Source organism: Streptococcus sp. KHUD_017 (genome assembly GCF_054861245.1).
In genome coordinates this window covers 73,440-97,554 of record NZ_CM142175.1, presented here as the reverse complement: position 1 = coordinate 97,554, position 24,115 = coordinate 73,440, and the positions used below count along the sequence as shown (strand labels likewise).

General features: G+C 40.6%; 23 protein-coding genes. 5 read left to right on the top strand and 18 right to left on the bottom strand.

Going from position 1 to position 24,115, the window contains the following annotated elements; genetic code table 11:
• The first annotated feature begins 110 nt into the window (after nt 1–110).
• The 4 genes from ACVAMZ_RS00485 (at nt 111) to ACVAMZ_RS00470 (ending at nt 4,245) form a co-directional block, all read left to right on the top strand.
• The gene (locus ACVAMZ_RS00485; protein WP_461684717.1) at nt 111–1,400 is read left to right on the top strand and encodes a carbohydrate ABC transporter permease; all 1,290 of its coding nucleotides are present in this window, start codon (nt 111–113) and stop codon (nt 1,398–1,400) included.
• Between the two features lies 1 nt (nt 1,401).
• On the top strand, nt 1,402–2,244 hold the full coding sequence (locus tag ACVAMZ_RS00480; protein ID WP_178894442.1) for a sugar ABC transporter permease: 843 nt from the start codon (nt 1,402–1,404) through the stop codon (nt 2,242–2,244).
• A gap of 204 nt (nt 2,245–2,448) precedes the next feature.
• Nucleotides 2,449–3,249, top strand: coding sequence for a DUF1189 domain-containing protein (locus tag ACVAMZ_RS00475; protein WP_414254146.1), 801 nt, complete (start codon nt 2,449–2,451; stop codon nt 3,247–3,249).
• A 9-nt stretch (nt 3,250–3,258) separates the two neighbouring features.
• Nucleotides 3,259–4,245, top strand: a complete 987-nt coding sequence (locus ACVAMZ_RS00470) for a LacI family DNA-binding transcriptional regulator (protein WP_461684716.1) — start codon at nt 3,259–3,261, stop codon at nt 4,243–4,245.
• A 54-nt stretch (nt 4,246–4,299) separates the two neighbouring features.
• On the opposite strand, the gene ACVAMZ_RS00465 is transcribed toward ACVAMZ_RS00470, so the two are convergent.
• The 14 genes from ACVAMZ_RS00465 to ACVAMZ_RS00400 all read right to left on the bottom strand — a co-directional run bounded on the left by ACVAMZ_RS00465 (nt 4,300) and on the right by ACVAMZ_RS00400 (nt 19,263).
• Complete coding sequence (locus ACVAMZ_RS00465; protein WP_461684715.1) at nt 4,300–5,241, bottom strand: YitT family protein; 942 nt, start codon at nt 5,239–5,241, stop codon at nt 4,300–4,302.
• Nucleotides 5,219–6,982, bottom strand: coding sequence for an aspartate--tRNA ligase (aspS, locus tag ACVAMZ_RS00460; protein WP_461684714.1), 1,764 nt, complete (start codon nt 6,980–6,982; stop codon nt 5,219–5,221). Before aspS ends, ACVAMZ_RS00465 begins: the two co-directional genes overlap by 23 nt.
• A 137-nt stretch (nt 6,983–7,119) precedes the next feature.
• On the bottom strand, nt 7,120–7,335 hold the full coding sequence (locus tag ACVAMZ_RS00455) for a hypothetical protein (protein WP_461684713.1): 216 nt from the start codon (nt 7,333–7,335) through the stop codon (nt 7,120–7,122).
• 18 nt (nt 7,336–7,353) lie between these two features.
• A complete protein-coding gene (locus ACVAMZ_RS00450; RefSeq protein WP_461684712.1) occupies nt 7,354–7,995 on the bottom strand; it encodes a lysostaphin resistance A-like protein in 642 nt (213 codons plus the stop codon).
• 9 nt (nt 7,996–8,004) lie between these two features.
• On the bottom strand, nt 8,005–8,706 hold the full coding sequence (locus tag ACVAMZ_RS00445) for a DUF3169 family protein (RefSeq protein ID WP_461684711.1): 702 nt from the start codon (nt 8,704–8,706) through the stop codon (nt 8,005–8,007).
• 14 nt (nt 8,707–8,720) lie between these two features.
• Nucleotides 8,721–9,071 (bottom strand): PspC domain-containing protein, encoded by a 351-nt coding sequence (locus ACVAMZ_RS00440; RefSeq protein WP_461684710.1) that lies wholly within the window; start codon nt 9,069–9,071, stop codon nt 8,721–8,723.
• Entirely contained in the window at nt 9,068–9,271 is a 204-nt protein-coding gene (locus ACVAMZ_RS00435) for a hypothetical protein (RefSeq protein ID WP_461684709.1), read from the bottom strand. The genes ACVAMZ_RS00440 and ACVAMZ_RS00435 overlap by 4 nt, the downstream gene beginning before the upstream one ends.
• Nucleotides 9,271–9,474 carry a helix-turn-helix transcriptional regulator gene (locus ACVAMZ_RS00430; protein ID WP_000916944.1) on the bottom strand — a complete coding sequence of 68 codons (204 nt, stop codon included), beginning with the start codon at nt 9,472–9,474 and terminating at the stop codon, nt 9,271–9,273. The genes ACVAMZ_RS00435 and ACVAMZ_RS00430 overlap by 1 nt, the downstream gene beginning before the upstream one ends.
• Before the next feature lie 161 nt (nt 9,475–9,635).
• Complete coding sequence (pgfM1, locus tag ACVAMZ_RS00425) at nt 9,636–12,599, bottom strand: glycosyltransferase PgfM1 (RefSeq protein WP_461684708.1); 2,964 nt, start codon at nt 12,597–12,599, stop codon at nt 9,636–9,638.
• Between the two features lie 22 nt (nt 12,600–12,621).
• Nucleotides 12,622–13,581 carry a glycosyltransferase PgfS gene (pgfS, locus tag ACVAMZ_RS00420; protein WP_414272786.1) on the bottom strand — a complete coding sequence of 320 codons (960 nt, stop codon included), beginning with the start codon at nt 13,579–13,581 and terminating at the stop codon, nt 12,622–12,624.
• 76 nt (nt 13,582–13,657) lie between these two features.
• The gene (locus tag ACVAMZ_RS00415; RefSeq protein ID WP_461684707.1) at nt 13,658–15,421 is read right to left on the bottom strand and encodes an Ig-like domain-containing protein; all 1,764 of its coding nucleotides are present in this window, start codon (nt 15,419–15,421) and stop codon (nt 13,658–13,660) included.
• A 194-nt stretch (nt 15,422–15,615) separates the two neighbouring features.
• Nucleotides 15,616–16,896, bottom strand: a complete 1,281-nt coding sequence (gene hisS / locus ACVAMZ_RS00410) for a histidine--tRNA ligase (protein WP_414272784.1) — start codon at nt 16,894–16,896, stop codon at nt 15,616–15,618.
• A gap of 80 nt (nt 16,897–16,976) precedes the next feature.
• Nucleotides 16,977–18,224 carry an MFS transporter gene (locus tag ACVAMZ_RS00405; RefSeq protein ID WP_461684706.1) on the bottom strand — a complete coding sequence of 416 codons (1,248 nt, stop codon included), beginning with the start codon at nt 18,222–18,224 and terminating at the stop codon, nt 16,977–16,979.
• A gap of 187 nt (nt 18,225–18,411) precedes the next feature.
• On the bottom strand, nt 18,412–19,263 hold the full coding sequence (locus tag ACVAMZ_RS00400; protein WP_461684705.1) for an Rgg/GadR/MutR family transcriptional regulator: 852 nt from the start codon (nt 19,261–19,263) through the stop codon (nt 18,412–18,414).
• Between the two features lie 131 nt (nt 19,264–19,394).
• Between ACVAMZ_RS00400 and ACVAMZ_RS00395 the strand changes: the two genes are divergently transcribed.
• The gene (locus ACVAMZ_RS00395) at nt 19,395–19,964 is read left to right on the top strand and encodes an MptD family putative ECF transporter S component (RefSeq protein WP_461684704.1); all 570 of its coding nucleotides are present in this window, start codon (nt 19,395–19,397) and stop codon (nt 19,962–19,964) included.
• A gap of 29 nt (nt 19,965–19,993) precedes the next feature.
• On the opposite strand, the gene ACVAMZ_RS00390 is transcribed toward ACVAMZ_RS00395, so the two are convergent.
• The 4 genes from ACVAMZ_RS00390 to ACVAMZ_RS00375 all read right to left on the bottom strand — a co-directional run bounded on the left by ACVAMZ_RS00390 (nt 19,994) and on the right by ACVAMZ_RS00375 (nt 24,090).
• Nucleotides 19,994–20,686, bottom strand: a complete 693-nt coding sequence (locus tag ACVAMZ_RS00390) for a methionine ABC transporter permease (RefSeq protein ID WP_004250431.1) — start codon at nt 20,684–20,686, stop codon at nt 19,994–19,996.
• Nucleotide 20,687: 1 nt separating this feature from the next.
• A complete protein-coding gene (locus ACVAMZ_RS00385) occupies nt 20,688–21,749 on the bottom strand; it encodes a methionine ABC transporter ATP-binding protein (RefSeq protein WP_461684703.1) in 1,062 nt (353 codons plus the stop codon).
• Nucleotides 21,742–23,115, bottom strand: coding sequence for a M20 family metallopeptidase (locus tag ACVAMZ_RS00380; protein ID WP_461684702.1), 1,374 nt, complete (start codon nt 23,113–23,115; stop codon nt 21,742–21,744). Before ACVAMZ_RS00380 ends, ACVAMZ_RS00385 begins: the two co-directional genes overlap by 8 nt.
• Before the next feature lie 120 nt (nt 23,116–23,235).
• Nucleotides 23,236–24,090, bottom strand: coding sequence for a MetQ/NlpA family ABC transporter substrate-binding protein (locus tag ACVAMZ_RS00375; RefSeq protein ID WP_016466399.1), 855 nt, complete (start codon nt 24,088–24,090; stop codon nt 23,236–23,238).
• Nucleotides 24,091–24,115 lie beyond the last annotated feature (25 nt).

Here is a 24,115-nt window from a genome sequence, read left to right as displayed (position 1 = left end):
GGGAGATAATTTAAACATCTCCCTTGATTTTTAGATACACTGACAATGTTTTCAACAAACTTGCTGATTAGCATCGAGCCCAGAGCTCGTATCTTATGAAAGGAGCACTCATGGAACAACAACCAAAAAAAGCAGCCTTGCTTTCATTGATTCCTGGGTTGGGACAAATCTACAACAAACAAAAAGCTAAAGGTTTTATCTTCCTTGCTGTAACATTGGCTTTTGTCCTCTATTTTATAGTACTTGCAGCACCAGAATTGAGCAACTTAATCACGCTCGGTGAAAAACCTGGCCGTGACAACTCTCTTTTCATGTTGATTCGTGGTGCATTCCACTCTATTTTTGTAATTGTTTACCTAGCCTTTTATATTCTCAATATTAAAGACGCTCACACTATTGCAAAACGTATTAATAATGGCATTCCTGTCCCATTGACATTGAAGGATATGATTAAAGGAATCTATGAAAATGGGTTTCCTTACTTGCTTATCATTCCATCTTACGTTGCCATGACATTTGCGATCATCTTCCCAGTTATTGTAACCTTGATGATTGCCTTTACCAACTATGATTTCCAACACTTACCACCAAACAAACTCTTGGACTGGGTTGGATTGACTAATTTCACAAACATCTGGAGCTTGAGTACCTTCCGTTCAGCCTTCGGTTCTGTTCTTTCTTGGACTATTATCTGGGCTTTATCTGCATCTACTTTGCAAATCGTACTCGGTATCTTTACAGCTATTATTGCTAACCAACCATTCATCAAAGGAAAACGTATCTTTGGTGTTATCTTCCTTCTCCCTTGGGCTGTTCCAGCCTTCATCACTATCTTGACATTCTCAAACATGTTCAACGATAGTGTCGGAGCTATCAATACTCAAGTTATCCCTCTCTTTGCTAAGGTTCTTCCTTTCCTAGATGGAGCACTTATCCCTTGGAAGACAAACCCAACTTGGACTAAGGTTGCCTTGATTATGATGCAAGGTTGGCTTGGATTCCCTTATATCTATGTCTTGACTCTCGGTATCCTACAGTCTATTCCAAACGACTTGTACGAAGCAGCTTATATCGATGGTGCAAACGCTTGGCAAAAATTCCGCAACATTACTTTCCCAATGATTTTGGCTGTTGCGGCACCTACTTTGATCAGCCAATACACCTTCAACTTTAACAACTTCTCTATCATGTACCTCTTCAATGGTGGTGGTCCTGGTAGTGTCGGTGGTGGAGCTGGTTCAACCGATATCTTGATCTCATGGATCTACCGTTTGACAACTGGTACAGCTCCTCAATACTCTATGGCAGCTGCCGTTACCTTGATTATTTCAATCATTGTCATCTCTATTTCTATGATTGCATTCAAGAAACTACACGCATTTGATATGGAGGACGTCTAAGATGAATAACTCAATCAAACTCAAACGTAGACTGACTCAAACCCTCACTTACCTCTACTTGATTGGACTTTCAATCGTCATTATCTATCCACTTTTAATCACGATTATGTCAGCCTTCAAGGCTGGTAACGTTGTGGCCTTTAAACTCGACGGCAATGTCAACTTTAGTCTTGATAACTTCAAAGGGCTCTTTACAGAAACCTTGTACGGCACATGGTACCTTAATACCTTGATCATCGCTTTGGTCACTATGGTCGTTCAGACAAGTATTATCGTACTTGCTGGTTATGCCTATAGCCGTTACAACTTCTTGGCTCGTAAGCAAAGTTTGGTCTTCTTCTTGATTATCCAAATGGTGCCAACCATGGCCGCTTTGACTGCCTTCTTCGTTATGGCCCTCATGTTGAATGCCCTTAACCATAGCTGGTTCCTCATCTTCCTCTACGTCGGTGGTGGTATCCCTATGAATGCTTGGTTGATGAAAGGTTACTTTGACACCGTGCCAATGTCTCTTGATGAGTCTGCAAAACTAGATGGTGCAGGACACTTCCGCCGCTTCTGGCAAATCGTTCTCCCTCTTGTTCGCCCAATGGTGGCTGTACAAGCACTCTGGGCTTTCATGGGACCTTTTGGAGACTATATCCTCTCTAGTTTCTTGCTTCGTGAAAAAGAATACTTTACAGTTGCCGTTGGTCTACAAACCTTCGTCAATAATGCGAAGAACTTGAAGATTGCCTACTTCTCAGCAGGTGCCATCCTCATCGCTCTTCCAATCTGTACACTTTTCTTCTTCTTGCAAAAGAACTTCGTTTCAGGACTTACAAGCGGTGGCGACAAGGGGTAATATACCCTCGCCACCCTTTTTCATTTTTGAACTTGTACATCGATTGTCTGGTGAGAAACATGAGCTTGCTGAGATTTCCTTGTTAGTTAATGGATGAATCATAACAAACATTCACTTTTACCAAGGATTCTACTATCCCCGCTTGAAATAAAAAACATTTCTCTATATAATACTCGTATAGAAAATGCCTATAGAAAGAGATTTATGTTACCATATCCGTTTTCTTATTTTAATAGTATTTGGGGATTTCGTAAGCCCCTCTCTCATCGTTTTGGTCTAAACTGGTTTCAACTGATTTTTACCAGTATTTTCTTGATTAGCTTATCCATGGTGCCTATTGCTATCCAGAACAGTTCTCAGGAAACCTATCCTTTAGAGACGTTCATCGATGATGTCTATGCTCCATTGACGGACGAAGTCGTTCAGGATCTAGCTAAGAATGCTCAGATTGTAGATGGTAAACTAAGCTATACGGGTTCAACTCCTCATCAAGCTTCTGTTCAAATTGGAGATACTTCTAGTTCAAGTTTCCCTGAGGAATTGCTCCTTAGCTTTGAACCCGAGAATCTCGTCATCAGTAAGCAAGGAAAAGAACTAACCAGCATTCGCTATCACGCTATCACGACTGAAAGTTTTCAAAACAAGGAGAGCTTGACTCAGGCCATTTCTAAAGACTGGTATCAACAGAACCGTGTCTATATCAGCCTCTTCCTGGTCTTAGGTGCTAGTTTCCTCTTTGGACTTAATTTTTTCATTGTAGCTTTAGGTGCGAGCCTTTTGCTCTACTTCACGAAAAAATCTCGTCTCTTCTCATTTAAGACCTATAAAGAGTGCTATCATTTTATTTTGAACTGTTTAGGATTACCAACTTTAATTACCCTGATTCTAGGTCTTTTGGGACAGAATATGGCAACTTTGATTACTGTTCAAAACATTTTATTTGTTCTATACCTGGTCACTATCTTTTATAAGACTCATTATCGTGATCCAGACTACCAAAAGTAGGAGATTATTATGCCTGTTACGATTAAAGACGTGGCCAAGGCTGCAGGAGTTTCACCTTCAACCGTAACCCGTGTTATTCAAAACAAATCAACGATTAGTGACGAAACCAAAAAACGAGTTCGAAAAGCAATGAAAGAACTCAATTATCATCCTAATCTAAATGCTCGAAGTCTCGTTAGCAGTTATACGCAAGTCATTGGCTTGGTTCTTCCGGATGACTCAGACGTTTTCTACCAAAACCCTTTCTTCCCTTCTGTTCTTAGAGGGATTGCACAGGTTGCCTCGGAAAATCACTATGCCATTCAGATTGCGACTGGTAAGGATGAGAAAGAGCGTTTAAACGCCATTTCACAAATGGTCTATGGAAAACGTGTAGATGGGCTTATCTTCTTGTATGCTCAAGAAAATGATCCCTTGGTGCAATTAGTTGTCGATGAGCAATTTCCCTTCCTCATTCTTGGAAAATCACTTTCTCCTTTCATTCCGCTTGTTGATAATGATAACATCCAAGCCGGATTTGATGCGACCGAATATTTCATCAAAAAAGGATGCAGTCGAATTGCCTTTATCGGTGGTCCCAAGAAGCTCTTCGTTACCCAGGACCGTCTGACAGGTTACGAGCAAGCACTTCAAGAACACGATCTACCTCTTGATAGTCAACGTACCTTCTTTGCAGACGAGTTTCTAGAAGAAAAGGGCTATAACTTTAGTAAACAACTCTTTAAACACGACCCTCAGACCGATGCTATTATTACAACAGATAGTCTCTTAGCTGAAGGTGTCTGTAACTACCTCAACGAACACCAGCTTGATGTTCCTGTTCTAAGCTTTGATTCGGTGAATCCAAGATTGAATCTAGCTGCCTATGTTGATATCAATAGCCTTGCTCTTGGCCGAACTTCATTTGAAACCATTCTTCAAATCATCAATGATGTCAAAGAAAATCGTCAAATCTGCTATAGACAAGTGATTGCGCACAAAATCGTTGAAAAATAAAAAACCAACTCTCTTTTTCGAGTTGGTTTTTTTGTATTCTATTTATCTGAACAGCTAGTTTTCAACCTCGACAAATCGTCCTAGAATATGGACATTCTCCGAGACAGACACAAAGGCTGTTGGATCAACTTGCTTCATAATCTGTTTAAAATCATTGAACTCCGCACGAGTGATAACGGTAATCAAAATCGCCTTACGCTCGTGGTTATAAGTCCCTTCAGCATCATGAATCATAGTCGCACCACGGTGCAATTTGTTATGGATTTTCTCAATGACTGCATCTGGATTGCTAGTGACTATCATAGCCTGCATGCGTTTTTGTTTGGTGAAAACTGCATCTGTTACACGGCTTGAAACAAAAATCGTAATCATAGAATAGAGAGCATATTTCCATCCAAAGGTCAATCCTGCAATCAGCATGATTGTACCATTTACCAAGAAAGAGATGCTTCCGACATTACGACCTGTTTTCTTACGAATAGTAAGACTGACAATATCCGTTCCACCGCTGGAAATGTTATGGCGTAAAGCAAATCCGATTCCTAGCCCCATGACGACTCCCCCAAACAGGGCATTGATGATAGGATCTTCTGTCAAGACTACCACTGGTATAAACTGGATAAAGAGCGAGCTCATGGATACCGTGATAAAAGTAAAAATCGTGAACTTATGCCCTATCTGGCGCCAAGCTAATATCATGAGTGGAATATTGATACAATAGAATGCGACAGAGATCGGGATGTGGAAATGAAACCAGTAGTTACTAAGGCTTGAGATAATCTGTGCTAAACCTGTTGCACCACTTGAATAAACGTGTCCTGGTTGGAAAAAGAAATTGACGGCTACAGCTGATAAAAAACCATATACCAGAGAAGCTGAGATTTTTTCATCGTATTTTTCTTTAGAAATTCCTTGTAAGACACGTAAGATTTTTACGCGATGAGCAAAGCGACGCAAATAATAGTGCCACTTCTTAGTTTGTTCCGTTTGTTTCATCTTGTTCTACTTGTAGATTGAGTTCTTCTAGTTGTTTAAGAGCTACTGTTGATGGCGCCTGCGTCATCGGATCAGTCGCTTTGTTGTTCTTCGGAAAGGCAATGACTTCACGAATATTTTCTTCTCCTGCTAAGAGCATTACAAAACGGTCAAGTCCGATAGCCAAGCCCCCGTGTGGTGGGAATCCATAGTCCATAGCTTCCAAAAGGAAACCAAATTGGTCATTGGCTTCTTCAGCCGAGAAGCCAAGAGCCTTGAACATACGTTCTTGAAGGTCTTTTTGATTGATACGAAGGCTACCACCACCAAGTTCATAACCGTTCAAGACGATGTCATAGGCAATAGCACGAACCTTAGCCAAATTCCCTTCGAGTTCATGAGCAGTCTCTGCCTGAGGAAGCGTAAATGGATGGTGAGCGCTCATATAACGGCCTTCTTCTTCAGACCATTCAAACATTGGCCAGTCAACAACCCAAAGGAAGTTAAACTTATCGTTATCAATCAAGCCAAGCTCTTTGGCAATACGTCCACGAAGGGCACCCAGTGTTGCATTAGCTACTTCAAGCGTATCAGCCACAAAGAGAACCAAGTCTTTGTCTTCAAGACCAAGCGCACTTGTTAAATCTCCTTGAATGGCAGTCAAGAACTTCGCAACTGGTCCGTTTAATTCCCCATCAACAACCTTAACCCAAGCAAGACCTTTGGCACCATACTGTTTGGCTACTTCTGTCATTTTGTCGATGTCTTTACGTGAGTAGTTATCTGCAGCACCTTTGACCACAATGGCTTTAACTGCAGGAGCTTCTGAGAAGACTTTGAAATCAACACCTTTGACTACTGCTGTCAAGTCCTGAAGCAACATCTCAAAACGAGTATCAGGCTTGTCAGAGCCATAAAGGGCCATAGCATCATCGTACTTCATACGAGGGAATGGAAGCGTTACTTCGATCCCTTTTGTCTCCTTCATCACGCGCGCAATCAAGCCTTCTGTGATATCCTGGATTTCTTGCTCAGTTAGGAAAGAAGTTTCCAAGTCGACCTGGGTAAATTCAGGTTGGCGGTCACCGCGCAAGTCTTCGTCACGGAAACATTTGACGATTTGGTAGTAACGGTCAAATCCCGCATTCATCAACAACTGTTTTGTGATCTGCGGACTTTGAGGAAGAGCGTAAAAATGCCCTTTATTGACACGAGATGGCACCAAATAGTCACGCGCTCCTTCTGGTGTTGACTTAGAAAGGAATGGTGTTTCCACATCGGTAAATTCCAACTCATCCAAGTAGTTACGGATCGAATGCGTTACCTTGGCGCGAAGTTTAAGATTTTCCAACATTTCTGGGCGACGAAGGTCAAGGTAACGATAACGTAGACGTGTATCATCGTTCGCCTCAATGCCATCCTTGATTTCGAATGGTGTTGTTTTAGCTGTATTGAGTACAGTAAGAGCTGTTACATTCAGTTCAACCGCTCCAGTCGCCAGTTTATCATTTGCCTGCTCACGTGCTACAACATGCCCAGTAACCTCAATGACAAACTCACTACGAAGGCTTTCAGCCGTTGCCATCACTTCCGCAGAAACTTTCTCAGGATTGATAACCAACTGCATGATTCCTTCACGGTCACGAAGGTCGATAAAGATCAGACCTCCTAGGTCACGACGGCGAGCAACCCATCCTTTCAAGGTAATTTCTTGTCCGATGTGCTCCTCACGAACACGACCAGCATACATACTACGTTTCATGTTTTCTCTCCTCTTTTATTCTGTTACTATTTTACCATAAAAGCGCAGGCTCTTCATGAAAATCATCAGAAAAGTTGAGAGATTCCTCTCATAAATGAAAAAATCCAGCAAAGTCATTCGCTGGATTTAGTATTTCTTTATTTTTTACGCTTTTCTGCAATCTCTGCTGCCTTCTTAGGGAGAACAATCTCCGTTGCATAAGCCGTCGCAAATCGCATAATTCCTGCGATTGGTGCAAAGATCACTGCTAAATAGTTATAAAAGAAATCCCCTTTTAAAGCATAGGCAAGCGCTCCAATGATAAAGAAAAGAACAACTGCCTGAACTACTGCTAATAATATTACTCGTTTCATGACTTCCTCCTGAGTCTATTATAGCATGACTATCATTAAAAATGCGATTAAATTATTCAAAGCATGTAGGGCAATACTATAAGCTAGACCACCTTTACTGATATAAGCCAAGCCCAAGCTAAATCCAAGTGAAGCATAAACTAGGAATTGTTGTGGAGTGCCAGGGAAATGAACGAGGGCAAAGATGATACTACTTACAAGAAGAAAGAGAACTGTTTGCTTGACATTATCCTGTTGAGGGAAGACATAGCGAGCTAGCATCCCTCTAAAGGTTAACTCTTCTGTAAGTGGCGCAAATACAACTACCATAAAGAAAGAAAAGAGAGGTTGATTATGAGTCAATTGTTCTGCCGTCTGTTGATTGACTGACTGATCATTTGGCAAAAAGAATTGAGCAACAATGACAAGGGCCAATACTAAGGCAGGTAACCAGATGTATTTGTTAAGGGCTGTTTTTTCAATCGTAACAGTTCCTGTCTTATACCACTTGTAGGTAACGAAGGTGAAGATTCCTGCTAATAAGACATAAACAGGGACAAAAACGTAGTCAGGTGCTCCCAACTTCATCGCTGCCACACCTACACCCTGAATGAAAGTATAAATCATAATAAATGATAAGAAAGCAAGGGCAAACCAGCCAATATTTTTAAGTGTTTTCATAATATTCTCCTATTTGAAATAACGTTTTGTTTTGCGCAACTGTGCAACATTCGTGTACAAATGGATGACCACTGCCACCAGCAGAGCAACCAACTGTACTTGTCCCAATACTAGAGATAACACGACTAAGACAACATAGATAGCAGGAATGAGGAGCTGATTGACCTTGAATAAGATCAAGTAAGCTTCTTCCATCTCAGCCTGTTTTTCTCCCTCATCATAAGTATCCAGGTATTCCAAAACTTCCTTTGGAGTCGCCATAATTGAAAGTTTATAGTTACGAACCTTGCTAGTGATTTTGAGACAGTATACACCCGACCAGATACCTACAACCATCAAAAGTATGGGTGCTACTGATTTGCCTAAACCTCCTAAATCTAAAAGTAGGCAGGATAGCATACTAATTTGGCAAACATTCCAAGCTACTGTAGCATAATCTAAGAAGCGATACGTAGCAAGGTAGTCTTGCTCATTTCCTTCATCCTCTTCCTCTCTTTGATACTTCTGATAAGCCTGATGACTTTTTCTAGTGAAATAAAATGTTAGGATTGCCGTAATCAGCCCCAGACCAAGAAAAATTGAGTACGAGGCAATAATTACTTGCTCTTGGCTGATACCTAAAGGATTAAGACCAAGGAAACCAGCAAATATTCCTAATAAAACACTTGCAAGAAAAATCTTCAGTGCAAAAATGATATGTTTCTTTTCCATCTTTTAACCTCTTTCTAAAACAAGCCAGACAACCATTGACCAAAAGCTTTTCCTGATTCAAAAATAGCGGTCAAGCCTTCTGCTCCAAGTGATACCAAAAGCAAACAAACAACAAGTAAGAGAATAGCTTGGTTTCTTGCTTTCTTCGCTCCATCTCCCAAAGGTTCATTGCCAAGCCAACCTGCTAGATAAGCATAGGCTGTAACTGTTATAATCCCAATCTCCGTAGAAGAGAGAAACAACAAGACTGTCACCAAACGAACAATGTTGGCTTGAATGTTAAAATAGTTTCCTAAACCTGCACAAACACCTGCAAGTGCTTTGTTCTCAGTATCAACTTGAAAACCTGCTAAAAATTCTTTCATAACTTTTCCCCTTTTAGGATCTCTTTAAACTTTATTTTTTTCTCTACCCATCTAAAGACTAATAGTAGCACTATATTAATCCAGAAGAGGTACTTACTTTCGACGATCGTAAACCAACCAAATAGGCTTCCAATCATAGCCAAAAGATTTACGATAAACACGACTATAGATAGATAATAAATCACTTTATACCTGTTCATCACTCATCCTCCTCTAAGCGAAAGACCGACTCGACTGGTTCATGGAAAATTTGAGCAATCTTCAGGGCGATGACGATGGATGGGGTATACTCATCCCGCTCTAGCAAACTGATGGTTTGCCTGGACACGCCAGCTAGTTTGGCCAGCTCGGTTTGATTCAGGCCATCGCGAGCCCGAAGCTCTTTTAGACGATTTTTTAGCATGTCTTTTTTCTCCTTTGTTCTTAACTTGATTTTATTGTAACACATCTTTTTATTTTTGACAAGCATATTTGTCAAAAAGTTTAAGATTTTTGTCATTTTGTAAAAGAAAACGGTCAGGAATGGTATCCTGACCGTATTTTTTATAGTTGATAAAAGATTGCTTAGTCAGCTGATGGAGCGTCTTGACTTTCTTTCAGCTGGTTTTTATCATCCTTTTTGTAATCTCTTCTGACAATATAAAGTGTTGTTAGACTGATGAGAGTCAATACAGCACCTGTAACCCTTCCTTTTTGTGAGAAGACAAATTCTACTTTGTGTTGTCCAGAAGTAATCGGGAATGAAATAAAGCTGTTCCATGCTTTTGTCACAGGTACATCCTTACCATCTACTTTCACCTTCCACCCCTCGCTATAAGGGATAGAAGTCATCATATATTTACTGTCGTCAGTAATATTCACTGAACCGACGATATGAGTATTCGAGAATTTCTCAACTTGTAGACCTTGTGCCTTCCTTTTTTCTAAAGCACTTTGAATTTGACTGATTTCTGCTCGATAAACCCCTGCGTTTGAAAGGTCAACCTTATCTGTTTTAAAGCGGAATTCCAGTACAGATTCTTGATTCTCTGCATTATCTGCAATTTGCCAGAGTTGACGTTGCGTATTTCTCTTAGAATGAGTAAACCACTTGCCATTCAAAAGAACGGAGTAATCTTTCTCTGTATTTAGACCTGCAGGTACGAAGAAGTAATAAGTCAAGTCTGTTCGCGGAGTAATTCGGTAGCGAACCACTGCATCCTTAGAAGAGTCCACCCGCTTGTAAATTGCGGTTCCTTTTTCTTTGTCGACATTTTCCTCAGTAAGATTTTCTGTTTCGACATCTCCGTAGGCTAGGGGCTTGAAGTAGTCGAGATAATTCTCTTCGCCTTTTTTCACACCTTCCATAGAGTTAAGGATGATATTTTGATTTTGGATAGCGTTATTTCTACCAAAGTTGATGTTTCTTACTAAATCATTTGTTCCATAGGCTAATGGGAAAGAATTTGGGTTTTCGTACACAATATAACGCTCATCTTCATATACCTTACGCGTGAAATAACGTTGCATATCAAAACGACTTGCAAAACGAGTGAAATACATTCTCTCAGGATGAGCTTCTTTCTCTGTAGGATCCAGATCCTTGACATCCATATAGTAACGAACACCGTATAGGGCATCTGTTAAGAGGGTCCCATTTTCATACTCTGTCGCCGCATTAATCCCTTGATCACCCATGTAGGCGAATTGATCCATGGTCGTACGCTCTAAGCTAGAACTAAAGGTACTTAAACCTGGGTAGGAAACAAGCGATGGCACTGTTTTTGAATAGGCAAAGGTTGAGGCGATTCGATAGAATGGTTGGTCTGCTTGTTTTTGAACATCATCTGTCACTTGTTTTACAGATACCGTTGCATCTACAAACTTGTCTACATCTGCATACCCAAAGGTCACTTGAGAAAGATAGGCATTATAGCCTAACTCAAAGATTGTTAGGGCAGACACGGCAAGAATGGCTAGTCTGGTCATTCTTGTGCGCAATAAGAAGATAACTGCCAAATAGACCAACAAGGTTAATACAACCTGAGATAAGAAATAACCTGTTTGGAGAAGAATTCCTAAAAGAAGGACGACAGCACCAGCTATCAATAGCACCATTTTTTTCACTTGAGGAGCTTTACGAGAACGACTCCAATAGAGATAAGAGCAAGCTGCAGTGATAGCTATTAGTAAAACCCAAAACACAAGAACATTCTTTGATAGAAATTGAGTCAAAGCTTCTGGCTGGGTTTTTGGAAGATAGGTGAATTTCTTTGTATAGAGATAAATTGCTGATAAAACGAGCAACACCACTGAAAGCAACTTCCCTCTGCGAGAAATTTCTACTTGTCCCTTAACTACCTGATAGGCTAAAACGAGCATAAAGAACGAGAATAACCATGAGAAACGGAAGAAGAATCCAGCTGGGTTTTGTCCCATATGCCAGATTTTACTTACAAATTCATTGACAAAGGAAATGAAGAAGACAAGGGTGACCGCACCTGCAGCCCAACGTTTTTCCTTGGCTACCTGCTTCGATGTAAAGTAGAGGATAAAACCTAGAAATCCTAAAGCACCAATGTAGATATTTGGAAGGTTAGGTCCAGCCGACCAGCCTGAGGCAGTATCAAAACCACCGATAGCTAACTTCGACAGGATATCCACAGGATTGATCTGAAAGGCGAAGGAGAACTTCATAGCATCTCCAACCTGCCCCTTACTCTCAAGGAGATTATAGAAAACTGGCACAATCAAAACCGATGCCGTAGCAACCCCAATGACAGAGAAGGCAAATGTTTTTACCAAAGGACTCAAGAAGTGTTTCAGCTTCTGTTTCAGAGTTCCCTGGATAGAGAGGCGTGGTGAAACATAATAGCAAGAGTATAGGACGATAAAAATCGAAATCATATAGCCCATATAGAACTGCAGAAAGACTGTTAGCCCTAAAATAAAGGCATAACGATAGGGTCTTCCTCCATCCAAGAGCTCTTCCAGATAAACGATAACGAGCGGTAGCATAATCATGGCATCATAGAAAATGACGTTCATCTGATAGGAAACGAGCATCCCTGAAAGAGCATAGGCTGTTGCAAACAAAGGCACCAACCACACACGAGATTCTGCTCCCTTATAGCGCTTAATCAGGAAATGAGAGAAAGATAATCCGATTGCTCCATATCTAAGCCAAATAGTCAGGAAAACTGCTAAACCATAGTGTTTGAAGGGTATAATAATATAAAAAATATTAAAGGGACTCATCAAGTAATAGCCCAAAACCCCTATCATGTCTCCACCGAGAGATTTAGTAAAAGAGTAAGTCAGGCTACTCAAATCACCAGTAAGTACCGCATGTTTAAGTAAGCCAAAAAAGCTGATATACTGCTGACCAAAGTCAACTGCCATCAGACTTTTATTCCCAAAGGGATAGCTACCCATGAAGAACCAAACAACCAGCATGATGGTCATCGGTAGTAAGGCACTTATCGTATAAAGCAAGGCTTTAGGGTGTTTCCCTTTTAACTCTTGCCAACGCGTTAACCACTTATCCATGTTTGTTTTCTCCTATGTCTTCTTAACCAATCTTATCTTTTTCAGCTTGGTCAATATTGCTTTTCGCGACGATAAAGTGAGGACGCTGCTTCACCTCGTAATAAATCTTTCCAATATACTCTCCAAGTACTCCTATGAAAATGAGTTGCACACTACTAAACAAGATGATAGCTGCTATTGTCGTGAAATAGCCACTTGTATAGTCGGAAGAAAAGATAAATTTACAAAATTCATAAACAATATAGAGAAGAGACAGAGCCATACTGACAAATCCAAATTGGATACAAATTCTAAGCGGTCGGTCATTAAATGAGATAATCCCCTGGAAAGCATAGTTCATAGACTTCTTAAAGCCAAATTTACTTTTTCCTGCCTTACGAACTTCATTTTGATAAGGAATAACCTTCTCTTTAAAACCGATCCACTCATAAAGCCCTTTGTTAAATCGATTGTACTCCGGCAGTGAAACAAATACATCCACAGCTCTCTTACTGAGGAGACGTAACTCGGATTTTCCATCTGTCAATTTAACGTCCATGGAGTGATTCGAGAATTTATAAAAACTACGAGCAAAGAAGCTTCCTACAAATGACTCCCCTTCTCGAGTTCTCTGACCGCTGACAATGTCATATCCTTCTTTATAAGCTTCTACAAAGAGAGGGATAAGGTAGGGCGGATGTTGCAAATCACCATCCATCACCATAACTGCATCACCAGTCGCATACTTAAAACCAGCAAGAATTCCACTCTCGCGTCCAAAGTTTCTACTAAAGCTGATATACTTGACCCGTGGGTTTTCATTGGCAATAGCATCGATTAATTCTAGTGTGCTATCGCTACTGCCGTCATCCACATAGAGAATTTCGTAGTCAGACAGTTCTTCCGATAAAATCATACTCTCTAACTGCTCAGAGATGGCTTTATGCGTTTGAGCGAGAACTAATTCTTCATTTAAAAGAGTGATAAGAATTGATAGTTTCATCTAAATACTCCATAATATCTACTTTTTTAAAAAAGGGAGAGAGCCATGCTCTCCCCTATCTAAAGAAACTCAACTATTACTTATTAGAATATTTACGTTTCAATACAACTGTGCCTGATAAGATGACGATTCCTGCAAATACCAAGCCAGTTCCTACGGCTTCTCCAGTTTTAGGAAGTTTTGGTTTCTCATCTGTTGTAGTCGTTGATCCTTCTGTTGTTGAAGTGGTTGTTGGCCCTTCTGTTGATGCGGTCGTTGAAGTTGTCGTTGATCCTTCTGTTGTTGAAGTAGTTTTTGGCTCTTCTGTTGTTGTAGTTGTAGAAGTTGTCGCTGGTTCTTCTGTTGTTGTAGTTGTAGAAGTTGTCGCTGGACCTTCTGTCGTTGTAGTTGTAGAAGTTGTCGCTGGACCTTCTGTCGTTGTAGTTGTAGAAGTTGTCGCCGGTTCTTCTGTTGTTGTAGTTGTAGAAGTTGTCGCTGGACCTTCTGTCGTTGTAGTTGTAGAAGTTGTCGCTGGACCTTCTGTCGTTGTAGTTGTAGAAGTTGTCGTTGGTTCTTCTGTCGTTGTAGTTGTAGAAGTTGTCGTTGGTTCTTCTGTCGTTGTAGTTGTAGAAGTTGTCGTTGGACCTTCTGTCGTTGTAGTTGTAGAAGTTGTCGTTGGTTCTTCTGTCGTTGTAGTTGTAGAAGTTGTCGTTGGACCTTCTGTCGTTGTAGTTGTAGAAGTTGTCGTTGGTTCTTCTGTCGTTGTAGTTGTAGAAGTTGTCGTTGGTTCTTCTGTCGTTGTAGTTGTAGAAGTTGTCGTTGTGGTTGTTGTGGTCGTAGTTGTAGTTGTAGTAGTCTTATCTCCACTACCCTCACCTGAACCTGTTTCTAAACGGGTCAAGGCCTTAATTGGAGTACGCTTTTCGAAGTTGCTTGCTGTCCATTCCAAAACATTGGCAACTTGAGTATCTTTTGGAAGTTCCGAAGTCAACTCTGTTGTGTACTCAATGTACATCGCCCAATTCCAGTTGTCACCAAAGTTAATGGTGAATCCTGTGATTTTACCATCCGCATTTCGAGTGAATTCAGCTTTTTTGCTAAAGTTATCGATTGGTTCCAATTTAAGAAGTGCTGCTTCATTTGGAATTTTTTCTGGTTGAGTCGCATAACGAACTGCACGGAAAGAGCTTTCTACCAATACTTGTCCACTATCGCTAAAGTCATCCTTGATGACCATGTTGTTCAATTTATCCTGAACAGCGTTCAAAACAACACGCCACTTGATGCGGTTAGGATTTTCTGAATCTTGGTAACCATATTTCATTTCATAGTCACCAGCTTCACCGTCTGTTTTATTGTAATTGAGGGTATATTTTTCTGTCCCGAATTGGAAAGTATAGTTACCTGATTCTGGTAAGTTGGTTACGTTTGGACGCACTGAATATTTCAAAGACATTACTTTATCTTTGTAATTCTTAGAGAAATAATCGGTAAAGGTAATCGTTACTTTTTGAGTACTTGGGTCTGTTACTGCATTCCCAATCACTTCACCACTACTATGGGTAATTGGAAATTCTAGTTTAGTAATCAAGCCCAACTCTTTCGGAAGGTCAAGTACCAGTACATCGCCTTCGTTAATTTGTTGAGTATCCGGGAAAGAAATGGTATTGGTTGCTTCCAAAACTTTACCTGTTCCGATTTGAGTGTCCGATGTCAATGGTTGACCATCAACAGTGATTGATGTTTTATTGGTATAGTCTGTAACATCAGCTGCAAATACTGTTGTCAGTACCGTCAAAGATAACACGATTATACCCAAAAATGCAAACACGCGCATCGTGTTCTTTTTAAAATAATTCATGGTTGACTCCTTTTGATTAATCAAATATATCATAGCATTTTTTGAATTCGTTTACAAGCTATTTATTATAATATTCCACTTTTCCTTCCAAAAATGTTCAGTTTTCCCAACTTTTTATATAAAAATAGTCTTCAATGGTCGGATTTTTTATTAAATAAAAACCAGGAATAAAACCCTGGTTCATTACTTTACTATTAAGAGCCTAATTTTTCAAATACTTCTGAGAAATTTTTACTAATAGCTTCAAGAGAAACTTCTACTTCTTCTCGAGTTTGGTTGTTCTTGACCTGCACTTGACCGCTTTCGACTTCACTCTCTCCTAGAGTGATAAGTGTCTTAGCTCTAAAGATATCAGCCGACTTAAACTGAGCTTTGAGTTTGCGGTTAAGGTAATCTCGTTCTGCCTTGAAACCTTGTTGACGAAGAGCTTGTACCAACTCTAAAGCCTTGATATTTGCTCCTTCACCAAGGACAGCAATATAAACATCTAGGGCGTTTTCGATAGGTAGGGCCACACCTTGCTTTTCAAGAACTAAAAGGAGACGTTCTACACCAAGTCCAAACCCAAAACCAGCAGTCTCAGGACCACCAAAGTAAGCAATCAAGCCATCATAGCGACCACCTGCGCAGACTGTTAATTCATTACCCTCGATTTCAGTGATAAACTCAAAAATCGTGTGGTTGTAGTAGTCCAAACCACGCACCATGTTGGTATCGATGATATAGTCTACTCCAAGATTTTCCAGCATCTGACGCACAGCATCAAAGTGGGCTTGGCTTTCTTCGTCAAGGTAATCCAAGATAGATGGTGCATTCTCCACAGCTGCCTTGTCTTCTTTTTCCTTAGAGTCCAAGACACGAAGAGGATTTTCTTCCAAACGACGTTGACTATCCTTAGACAAGCTATCTTTCATAGGTGTCAAGTAGTCAATCAAGGCTTGACGGTAGGCTGCACGACTTTCAGGATTTCCAAGAGTATTTAGATGCAGTTTGACACCCTGAACACCGATTGCTTTCAAGAAGTGGGCTGCCATAGCGATCGTTTCCACATCAGTAGCTGGATTGCTAGAGCCAAAACACTCCACACCAATCTGGTGGAATTGACGCAAGCGACCTGCTTGTGGACGCTCATAGCGGAACATTGGACCCATGTAGTAGAACTTACTTGGCTTTTGCACTTCTGGTGCGAAGAGTTTATTTTCCACATAAGAACGAACGACTGGAGCAGTTCCTTCTGGACGGAGGGTAATATGACGGTCTCCCTTGTCGTAAAAATCGTACATTTCCTTGGTTACGATATCAGTTGTGTCTCCAACAGAACGACTGATGACTTCGTAGTGCTCAAAAATAGGGGTACGTACTTCTGCGTAGTTGTAGCGTTTGAAGATTTCACGCGCAAAGCCTTCAACGTACTGCCACTTGGCAGACTCAGCAGGTAAGATATCCTGCGTTCCTTTTGGTTTTTGTAATTTCATAGGGAATCCTCTTTCTAACTTAATAGTCCTATTTTACCATAAATGAAAGGATTGGGACAGTCTGAAAAGAAGACGAACACCTAAATTTCATTTTTGAGATTGAGACTTGTCAGAAGAATAGCTATCAGAGAAAGACCTACGAAAAGTATCCAAGTCAACTGTATATCCCATACCGCCACCAGTGAAAAACAGGCCGTCCCCACTGGTATAGATAGAGTAAACAACAAACCTAAAAAATTACTGGTACGAGAGAGAACCTCTGGAGCAAGATTTTTCATGAGCAAAGCACTAATTTTAGGGGAAATTTTACCAGAGATATACATGGTAAAAAAGACGAAAAGCATCCCAAACAAGACTTGGTTTAACAAATTAGATAGACCAACTAGACTAGCTCCTAATGTAACCCACATCATCAATCTAGGCAAAGATTGCTTCCCAAAATAGTCATTTCCCGTAAGACTACTGATGATAACTGCTAATAAGGTAATCAATTGTAAGATAAACAATGCATCCTTGTAGGAAAAATTCAGTAAGGAATGATTTAAAAGGAAGATGTTATAGATACCACCTAAGGCACCACCCAAAGCATTGATAAGCAAGATAGCAAAGAGCATAAAACCAAAGTTTTTCTGTCCACTTTGAAGAAAAACAAGACGTAAATTTCGGTAAATTGTTAGGAACTGCTCTTTGATAGAAAGCTTCTCATTTTTCAGTGATTTACTGTCAACAAGTGGAGTTGATAAGCTTAATTCAGCCCTTCCTAAAAAGAGAATGAGAGCTGACACTAGGAAAAATATGGCATTGATTCCTGCTACGAGCGAAAAGTTCTGCGTCGATACCCCTAATAGCCAAACACCGAAAGCTTGGCCACCAATAGCAGAAATATAGGTAATAAACTGAGAAAAGGAATAGGCCTCCATCAGATCTGACTCTGCTACTTTTTCTTTAACGAGAGGCATTCGCAAGCCCCCAGCAAAATCACTGGCTACATCACTAATGACATTGATGAGGCAAAGGGTCGAAAAGGCAAAGAAACTAGCTTGCTGAACAACTAGGGCTACCAGAAAAAATAAAATTGCCTGAAATAAACCGACATAGGTCATCCATTTGACCTTGTCCCTCGTATAATCTGCCCGAATCCCCACAAAAACTGTAAAAAGAGTTGGAAGCATCATCACAACATTCGCCATGGCAACGGCAACAGAAGCCCCTGGTAAAGTCGAAGCATAGACCACAAACACTAAATTAAAAATGGAAGCTCCAAAAGCATTGAAAAATCGTGATAAACTCAAAACTCTGTAAGCTTGGTTTCTTAGTAATAGTTTCATATAGATTCCTCTCTCTCACATACTACTTTTATGGTAGCTCTAGTATAGCATCAAGAGTCTTACGAGAAGATGTTTTTGAATATATGCAACAGATTAAACGAATAACGAAAACGATAGAACTTGTCTAATGCTAATAAGTATCTTCACAGTCCTATCGTTTCAAGTTGTTTTATATAGTTGCAGATATTCAACACTCCATAGCACTTCTATAAAAGTTTGCAGATTTGCTACAACCAATCATCTCGAAAATACGGAGAGCGTCCTCCATCTTTCTCTGCCCTTCCTCTACTCTTCCTTGCTTACTATCAAGCAAACCTTCTGCCCAGAGGTAGACTATTCGAAAATAGGTTTCATTTTCTTCAAAGAAGTTCTTTTCAATTTGTTTTTTAAAATAGAGGGCATTGGTAAAATCATCAATTTCAATACAGGCCATAAAAGCATTGAGGAGCAAGGTGTGCATCATATTCCGATTTTTCCCAACTCCTTGCAAGAAATCTGACTTCCGCAACATTTCTCGAGTATATTTTGTCAAAAGCTGGACTGATAAAAGAGGAGAGCAGGAAGAAAAGAACGAAAGTTCATAGAGCCCCCAAATTTCAACAGAAAATAGATAATCATGTAGGACTCTTTCTTCCTCAGAGGTCAATGTAACTGTCTCATCAATGGCTTTCATATAGGATTTTATTAAAATCGCATTGAGAATGTGTTCTTGTTTATCCTTTGAAAAAGGAAGTTGTTGATATTCTCTCTGGTAGAGAGTACGCAAAGATGTTAAATCTTGTGGGTCTATAGACTCGACTATTCTGTTTCTAAATTCAGAATAGACATCCTGATGAAAACCTCTCGCCAAAAACAACAATTCTTCCATACTCGCATGAATATTCTCCAAAGCTGTGATTAACTTTGGAGCAGATATTTCACTCTGACCATTTTCAAAACGCGACAATAAGGATGCTGAAAAGCGTCCACCTGTTGCTTTTCTCAAGGAAATTTTTCTTGATTCTCGTAGCTCTTTAAAAACTTTTCCTAAATTCTTCATCCTCTTACCACTCATCTTTTATTTTTTCCTATTTTACCACATTTCCTAATAAATACTAGTTCCAAACTAGCATTTACAATCTAAGCAAGGCATGGTACAATGAAAACCATCAGATATACGAAGGAGAATTTATGAAAAAGAATATCTTGACAACTCTTGTGGCTGCCCTTGTCTACTTTCTCTGTATTGGGGTGGGGGTTCTACTAGGAAGCCTTGTCGACCATACTGGAAATATGTTTTACGCCCCTGCCTTTTCTGCTCTTGTAGGCGGTAGCGTCTATATAATCCTTTTAGAAAAAGTGCCTCGCTTTGGAGCGATTACAACGATTGGGCTTGTGATTTCTCTCTTTTTCCTCGGGAGCAAGCATGGTGCTGGAGCCTTTCTCCCAGGAATCATCTGTGGACTTGCGGCGGATGGCATCGCCCATCTTGGCCATTACAAGGATAAGGTCAAGAACCTCCTTTCCTTTCTAGTATTTGCTTTTGGCACCACCGGTCCCATTCTACTTATGTGGATAACCCCTCAAGCTTATATAGCAACTCTAGTAGCTCGTGGGAAATCTCAGGACTATATTGACCGCATTATGGTCTCACCGAATCTCGGTAATATCCTACTTTTTATCGCAAGTGTCCTCATTGGTGCTTTACTTGGCGCCCTGATTGGACAAGCACTTTGTAAGAAGTTGACACATAAAAGTTAGATAATAAAAAAGAGCTAGAAGGCTCTTTTTTATTTATGACTTAATTTCTTGGTCAAGAAGTCTCCCAAGAACTGAATTGTAAAGATAATCAGGATAATGATGAGCGTCGCAAGGACTGTCACATCATGATTGAAACGGTTAAATCCATAAGCGATAGCTACGTTACCGATACCACCTGCTCCGACCGCTCCCGCCATAGCTGTTTCACCGACTAGTGAGATCAAGGTCACAGTTGTCACACGAATCAAGTCTGGTAGACCTTCTGATAGGTAAACACCTACGATGTCCCAGAAAGTAGCTCCGCTAGCTTGAGCTGCCTCGATGACACCACCATCTAGCTCAGCTAATACCACCTGTACTTGACGGGCAAAGAAGGCAAAGACTGCAAAAGATAGGGGTACAATAGCCGCATTTGGCCCGATACTTGTCCCTACGATTAGATGAGAGAAGGGTGACAAGACAGCCAAGAGAATGATGAATGGCACCGCACGGAAGATAGAGGTAATCTTGTCCAAAATCCAGAAAACAACTTTATTTTCCAAGACACCACCTGGAGCTGTCAAGACAAGGAAAAGCCCTGCAACCAGCCCTAGGAAACCTCCGATGATGAAGGAAAGAACCGTCATATAAAGGGTCAAGTAGATTGCTGTTCCCCAGCCAGCTTGACCAGACCAACCCATCTTGTAGACGTTTGGTAAGTATGCTTTAATCAATTCTGCCATCTTACTGTCCTCCCTTCAATACTTTTAGTTGCACACCAGCCTGACGGATGGCATCTTGAGCGCTTGCCAAGGCTTCTTTTTCCCCTGACAAGACAACCACAAGTTCACCAACAGGAGTGCCATCCAAAATTTCAATATTTCCATAGAGAATATTGGCTGTTACTTGGTAGTGCTTATACAATTCATTTAAAAGCGGCTCATCTGTAGAAGCGCCTGCATACTTGAGTTGTACCAAAATGCTATTTTCAGATAAGTGCTCCACGATTTCTTGCTTTTCAATCTTGACCATAGCTTCATCGATACCAGTAGCCGTTGAGATAAAGTCCTGGGTCAATGGCTGCTTAGGATCTGAGAAGATTTCAAGAACGCTACCTTCTTCAATCAAGCGGCCATCCTGCATGACTGCCACACGATTAGCAATGTCTTTGACAATCTGCATCTCGTGCGTAATCAAGACAACGGTCAAGCCTAGTTTACGGTTCAATTCTTGCAAGAGTGACAAGATTTGTTTAGTCGTCTTAGGGTCAAGAGCTGAAGTCGACTCATCCGAAATCAAGATTTTTGGATCATTAGCCAAAGCACGCGCAATAGCCACACGCTGTTTTTGCCCACCAGAAAGTTGTGAAGGATAGTTTTCAGCACGGTCTGCAAGACCAACCAAGTCCAACAACTTAGCTACTTTAGCCTTCTTATCTTTCTCACTAAGTCCAGAGTGTTTGAGGGCAAAAGCTACGTTTTCCTCTGCTGTCTTCTGACTCATCAGGTTAAAGTGTTGGAAAATCATCCCAATATCTTGACGCTTACGACGTAATTGCCCGGCAGTTAAGGTTTCTTTACCATCGAAAATCACATCATCATCTACAGTAATTCGACCTGCAGATGGTTTTTGTAAAAGATTAATAACACGAACCAGGGTTGATTTCCCTGCTCCAGAATATCCTACAATCCCGTAGATATCCCCTTCTTGGATGTGAATGGTCACATCCTTGACCGCTGTGATAGTTCTCTTCTTTTGATGAAAGGTCACATCAATCTGGTCTAATTTGATAATGTCTCTACTCATAACTTCTAATCAGCTCCTCTACTAATTCAATATGGGTATAATAATCTGCGATTCGCACATTTTCATCTCCACCGTGGTCTCGGCTATTGGCATTTCCTAGACCAAAGGCAACCATAGGTACTTCTAAGGCATCAAATACCGTATGCATAGGACCTGTACCAGCAGTTGTCGGTAAGACAGATACGCCCTGTGGATAGAATTTCTTGGCTAGCTCAATAACATTGAGAATGGCCGGCGCACTCATGTCACTTCGATAACTCATCTCACCCAAGGTATAGTACAATTCTACCTTATCAAAACCGTTTTTGTCTAGTTGTTCTCGGATTTTCTCCAAAACATCATGAGGTTCAAGCCCTGGAACCAAACGGACTTCTAGCTTAGCGCTAGCTTCTGCTGGTAGAATCGTTTTAACTCCTTGACCTTGATAGCCAGACTGAATTCCTTCGATATTGAGCGCTGGCTCAAAAAAGAAGCGTTTTAGAAAGGCTGTACGTTCCTCTTGTAAAAGTGGCAATTCCAAGCCATAAATCTGACTGATTTCCTCTGGATTGCGTTGGGCATAGGTTTCAACCAAGGCTAACTCACGTTCGTTTGGCTCCTGCACATCATCGTACAAACCTTCTACCAAGATACGGCCGTCGGCAGCGCGAAGACTAGTCAAAGCTTGAATGAGATACCATGGAGCTGATTCGATGACTCCACCATAGCTAGAATGGATATCGACATCTGCACTCTTGACCTTGGCATCAAAGGTCACAATTCCCTTGTTTCCACCAGAGATTTCTAACTGCTCTAAGGCATTTTTTGTTCCTTGTTCCCAGACTAATAAATCTGCACCTCGGAGTTTGTCCGCATGTTTTTCTAAATATTTATCCAAATCCATAGAGGCCGATTCCTCTGCCCCTTCCATAATGAAGCTGATATTGACTGGAAGATCATCGTGATGTTGCATATATTTTCTCAGAGCGCTCAAGCGAGCAGTGATATGACCCTTGTCATCATCAACCCCGCGCCCATACATAATGCCATCACGCACAGAGAGTGTAAAAGGATCCTCGGTCCAAACTTGATCACCATCTGCTGGTACTGTGTCATAGTGGTTGTAGAAAATGATAGTCTTGGCATTTGGTCGTGAACTTTTGAAATGTGCCATGACAAAAGGCGCTGTATAGCTCTCGTCAATCTCAACTTCTGCACCAACACGTTTAAAAATCTCACCTAGATAACGAGCCACCTCTTTCAGGCCGACTTGTTGGGCAAAGACTGATTTTTTAGAAATCAAGGTACGCAAAACTTCAAAATAATGTTGCGCTACATGATCCTTTTCAAACTTTTCAATTTGTTCTTCTTGGCTAGGGAAAACCATTTTCTCTCTACCTTTCTACTAGGACTTGTACCTTTAGAATCAATACAAGCTGATTTCATTTGTTTTAGGCTCTATATAAAAGCAAGAGGTGGAAAAATCTCTCCCACCTCCCTGTGTTTATTACCAAACTGGTTGATCCAAGCCGTCTGAAGTTTCTTCGATGACTTTTTTCACTTCGTCAGTGTGGTAAGCTGCGATAATTTTCTTGATTGCATCAGCTTTAGGTGATGATTCCCAATCTTTTTTCGCAACGATGATGTTATACCATTGTTTTGAGTTTTCGTCAGCTTGCTCTTTAAAGAGTGCTTTCTTGTAGTCCAATTTTGCTTCTGTAACAAAAGTGTTGTTGACAACAGCTGCATCAACTGATGTCAATGAACGAGCTGTTTGGCTAGCATCCAACTCAGTAATTTTCAAGTTCTTTGGATTTTCTTTGATGTTTGCGATTGTAGCAAGTTCAGTTCCTGAAACATCCAATTTAATCAAACCTGCTGATTGAAGAAGGTAAAGGGCACGGCTTTCGTTAGTAGCATCGTTTGGAATTGCAATTTCACCGTTATTTGGGATTTCTTCCACTTTAGTATACTTGTTTTCTTCACCGTTTTTACCTGAGTAAAGGCGGATTGGTGAGATATAAGTATCTGCAATCGCTACAAGGTCTTTACCGTTTTCTTTGTTCCAGTTGTTCAAGAAGTTGTAGTGTTGGAAAGCGTTCAAGTCTACTTCACCATCAGCAGTTGCTTTGTTTGGTTGTGAGTAGTCTGTAAACTCTGTGAATTCCAATTTAATTCCGTCTTTTTCAACCAATTCTTGGACTTTATCCCAACGCGCTTCTTCTGAACCGCTACGGTTAACAGTTGCAATTTTAACTGTAGTTGTATTGTCCGCTTTCTTGTCTGAATTTCCGCAAGCTGCAAGTGTAAGGCCTGCTACTGTAGCGATTGCTGCTACGCTTAACCATTTTTTGATTTTCATGATTCTTTCTCCTTTAAAAATAATA

What these genes read in the sequence shown, in the direction of transcription:
- ACVAMZ_RS00485 (WP_461684717.1), top strand. Translation starts at nt 111, where the DNA reads ATGGAACAACAACCAAAAAAAGCAGCCTTGCTTTCATTGATTCCTGGG.
- ACVAMZ_RS00480 (WP_178894442.1), top strand. Translation starts at nt 1,402, where the DNA reads ATGAATAACTCAATCAAACTCAAACGTAGACTGACTCAAACCCTCACT.
- ACVAMZ_RS00475 (WP_414254146.1), top strand. Translation starts at nt 2,449, where the DNA reads ATGTTACCATATCCGTTTTCTTATTTTAATAGTATTTGGGGATTTCGT.
- ACVAMZ_RS00470 (WP_461684716.1), top strand. Translation starts at nt 3,259, where the DNA reads ATGCCTGTTACGATTAAAGACGTGGCCAAGGCTGCAGGAGTTTCACCT.
- ACVAMZ_RS00465 (WP_461684715.1), bottom strand. Translation starts at nt 5,241, where the DNA reads ATGAAACAAACGGAACAAACTAAGAAGTGGCACTATTATTTGCGTCGC.
- aspS (WP_461684714.1), bottom strand. Translation starts at nt 6,982, where the DNA reads ATGAAACGTAGTATGTATGCTGGTCGTGTTCGTGAGGAGCACATCGGA.
- ACVAMZ_RS00455 (WP_461684713.1), bottom strand. Translation starts at nt 7,335, where the DNA reads ATGAAACGAGTAATATTATTAGCAGTAGTTCAGGCAGTTGTTCTTTTC.
- ACVAMZ_RS00450 (WP_461684712.1), bottom strand. Translation starts at nt 7,995, where the DNA reads ATGAAAACACTTAAAAATATTGGCTGGTTTGCCCTTGCTTTCTTATCA.
- ACVAMZ_RS00445 (WP_461684711.1), bottom strand. Translation starts at nt 8,706, where the DNA reads ATGGAAAAGAAACATATCATTTTTGCACTGAAGATTTTTCTTGCAAGT.
- ACVAMZ_RS00440 (WP_461684710.1), bottom strand. Translation starts at nt 9,071, where the DNA reads ATGAAAGAATTTTTAGCAGGTTTTCAAGTTGATACTGAGAACAAAGCA.
- ACVAMZ_RS00435 (WP_461684709.1), bottom strand. Translation starts at nt 9,271, where the DNA reads ATGAACAGGTATAAAGTGATTTATTATCTATCTATAGTCGTGTTTATC.
- ACVAMZ_RS00430 (WP_000916944.1), bottom strand. Translation starts at nt 9,474, where the DNA reads ATGCTAAAAAATCGTCTAAAAGAGCTTCGGGCTCGCGATGGCCTGAAT.
- pgfM1 (WP_461684708.1), bottom strand. Translation starts at nt 12,599, where the DNA reads ATGGATAAGTGGTTAACGCGTTGGCAAGAGTTAAAAGGGAAACACCCT.
- pgfS (WP_414272786.1), bottom strand. Translation starts at nt 13,581, where the DNA reads ATGAAACTATCAATTCTTATCACTCTTTTAAATGAAGAATTAGTTCTC.
- ACVAMZ_RS00415 (WP_461684707.1), bottom strand. Translation starts at nt 15,421, where the DNA reads ATGAATTATTTTAAAAAGAACACGATGCGCGTGTTTGCATTTTTGGGT.
- hisS (WP_414272784.1), bottom strand. Translation starts at nt 16,896, where the DNA reads ATGAAATTACAAAAACCAAAAGGAACGCAGGATATCTTACCTGCTGAG.
- ACVAMZ_RS00405 (WP_461684706.1), bottom strand. Translation starts at nt 18,224, where the DNA reads ATGAAACTATTACTAAGAAACCAAGCTTACAGAGTTTTGAGTTTATCA.
- ACVAMZ_RS00400 (WP_461684705.1), bottom strand. Translation starts at nt 19,263, where the DNA reads ATGAAGAATTTAGGAAAAGTTTTTAAAGAGCTACGAGAATCAAGAAAA.
- ACVAMZ_RS00395 (WP_461684704.1), top strand. Translation starts at nt 19,395, where the DNA reads ATGAAAAAGAATATCTTGACAACTCTTGTGGCTGCCCTTGTCTACTTT.
- ACVAMZ_RS00390 (WP_004250431.1), bottom strand. Translation starts at nt 20,686, where the DNA reads ATGGCAGAATTGATTAAAGCATACTTACCAAACGTCTACAAGATGGGT.
- ACVAMZ_RS00385 (WP_461684703.1), bottom strand. Translation starts at nt 21,749, where the DNA reads ATGAGTAGAGACATTATCAAATTAGACCAGATTGATGTGACCTTTCAT.
- ACVAMZ_RS00380 (WP_461684702.1), bottom strand. Translation starts at nt 23,115, where the DNA reads ATGGTTTTCCCTAGCCAAGAAGAACAAATTGAAAAGTTTGAAAAGGAT.
- ACVAMZ_RS00375 (WP_016466399.1), bottom strand. Translation starts at nt 24,090, where the DNA reads ATGAAAATCAAAAAATGGTTAAGCGTAGCAGCAATCGCTACAGTAGCA.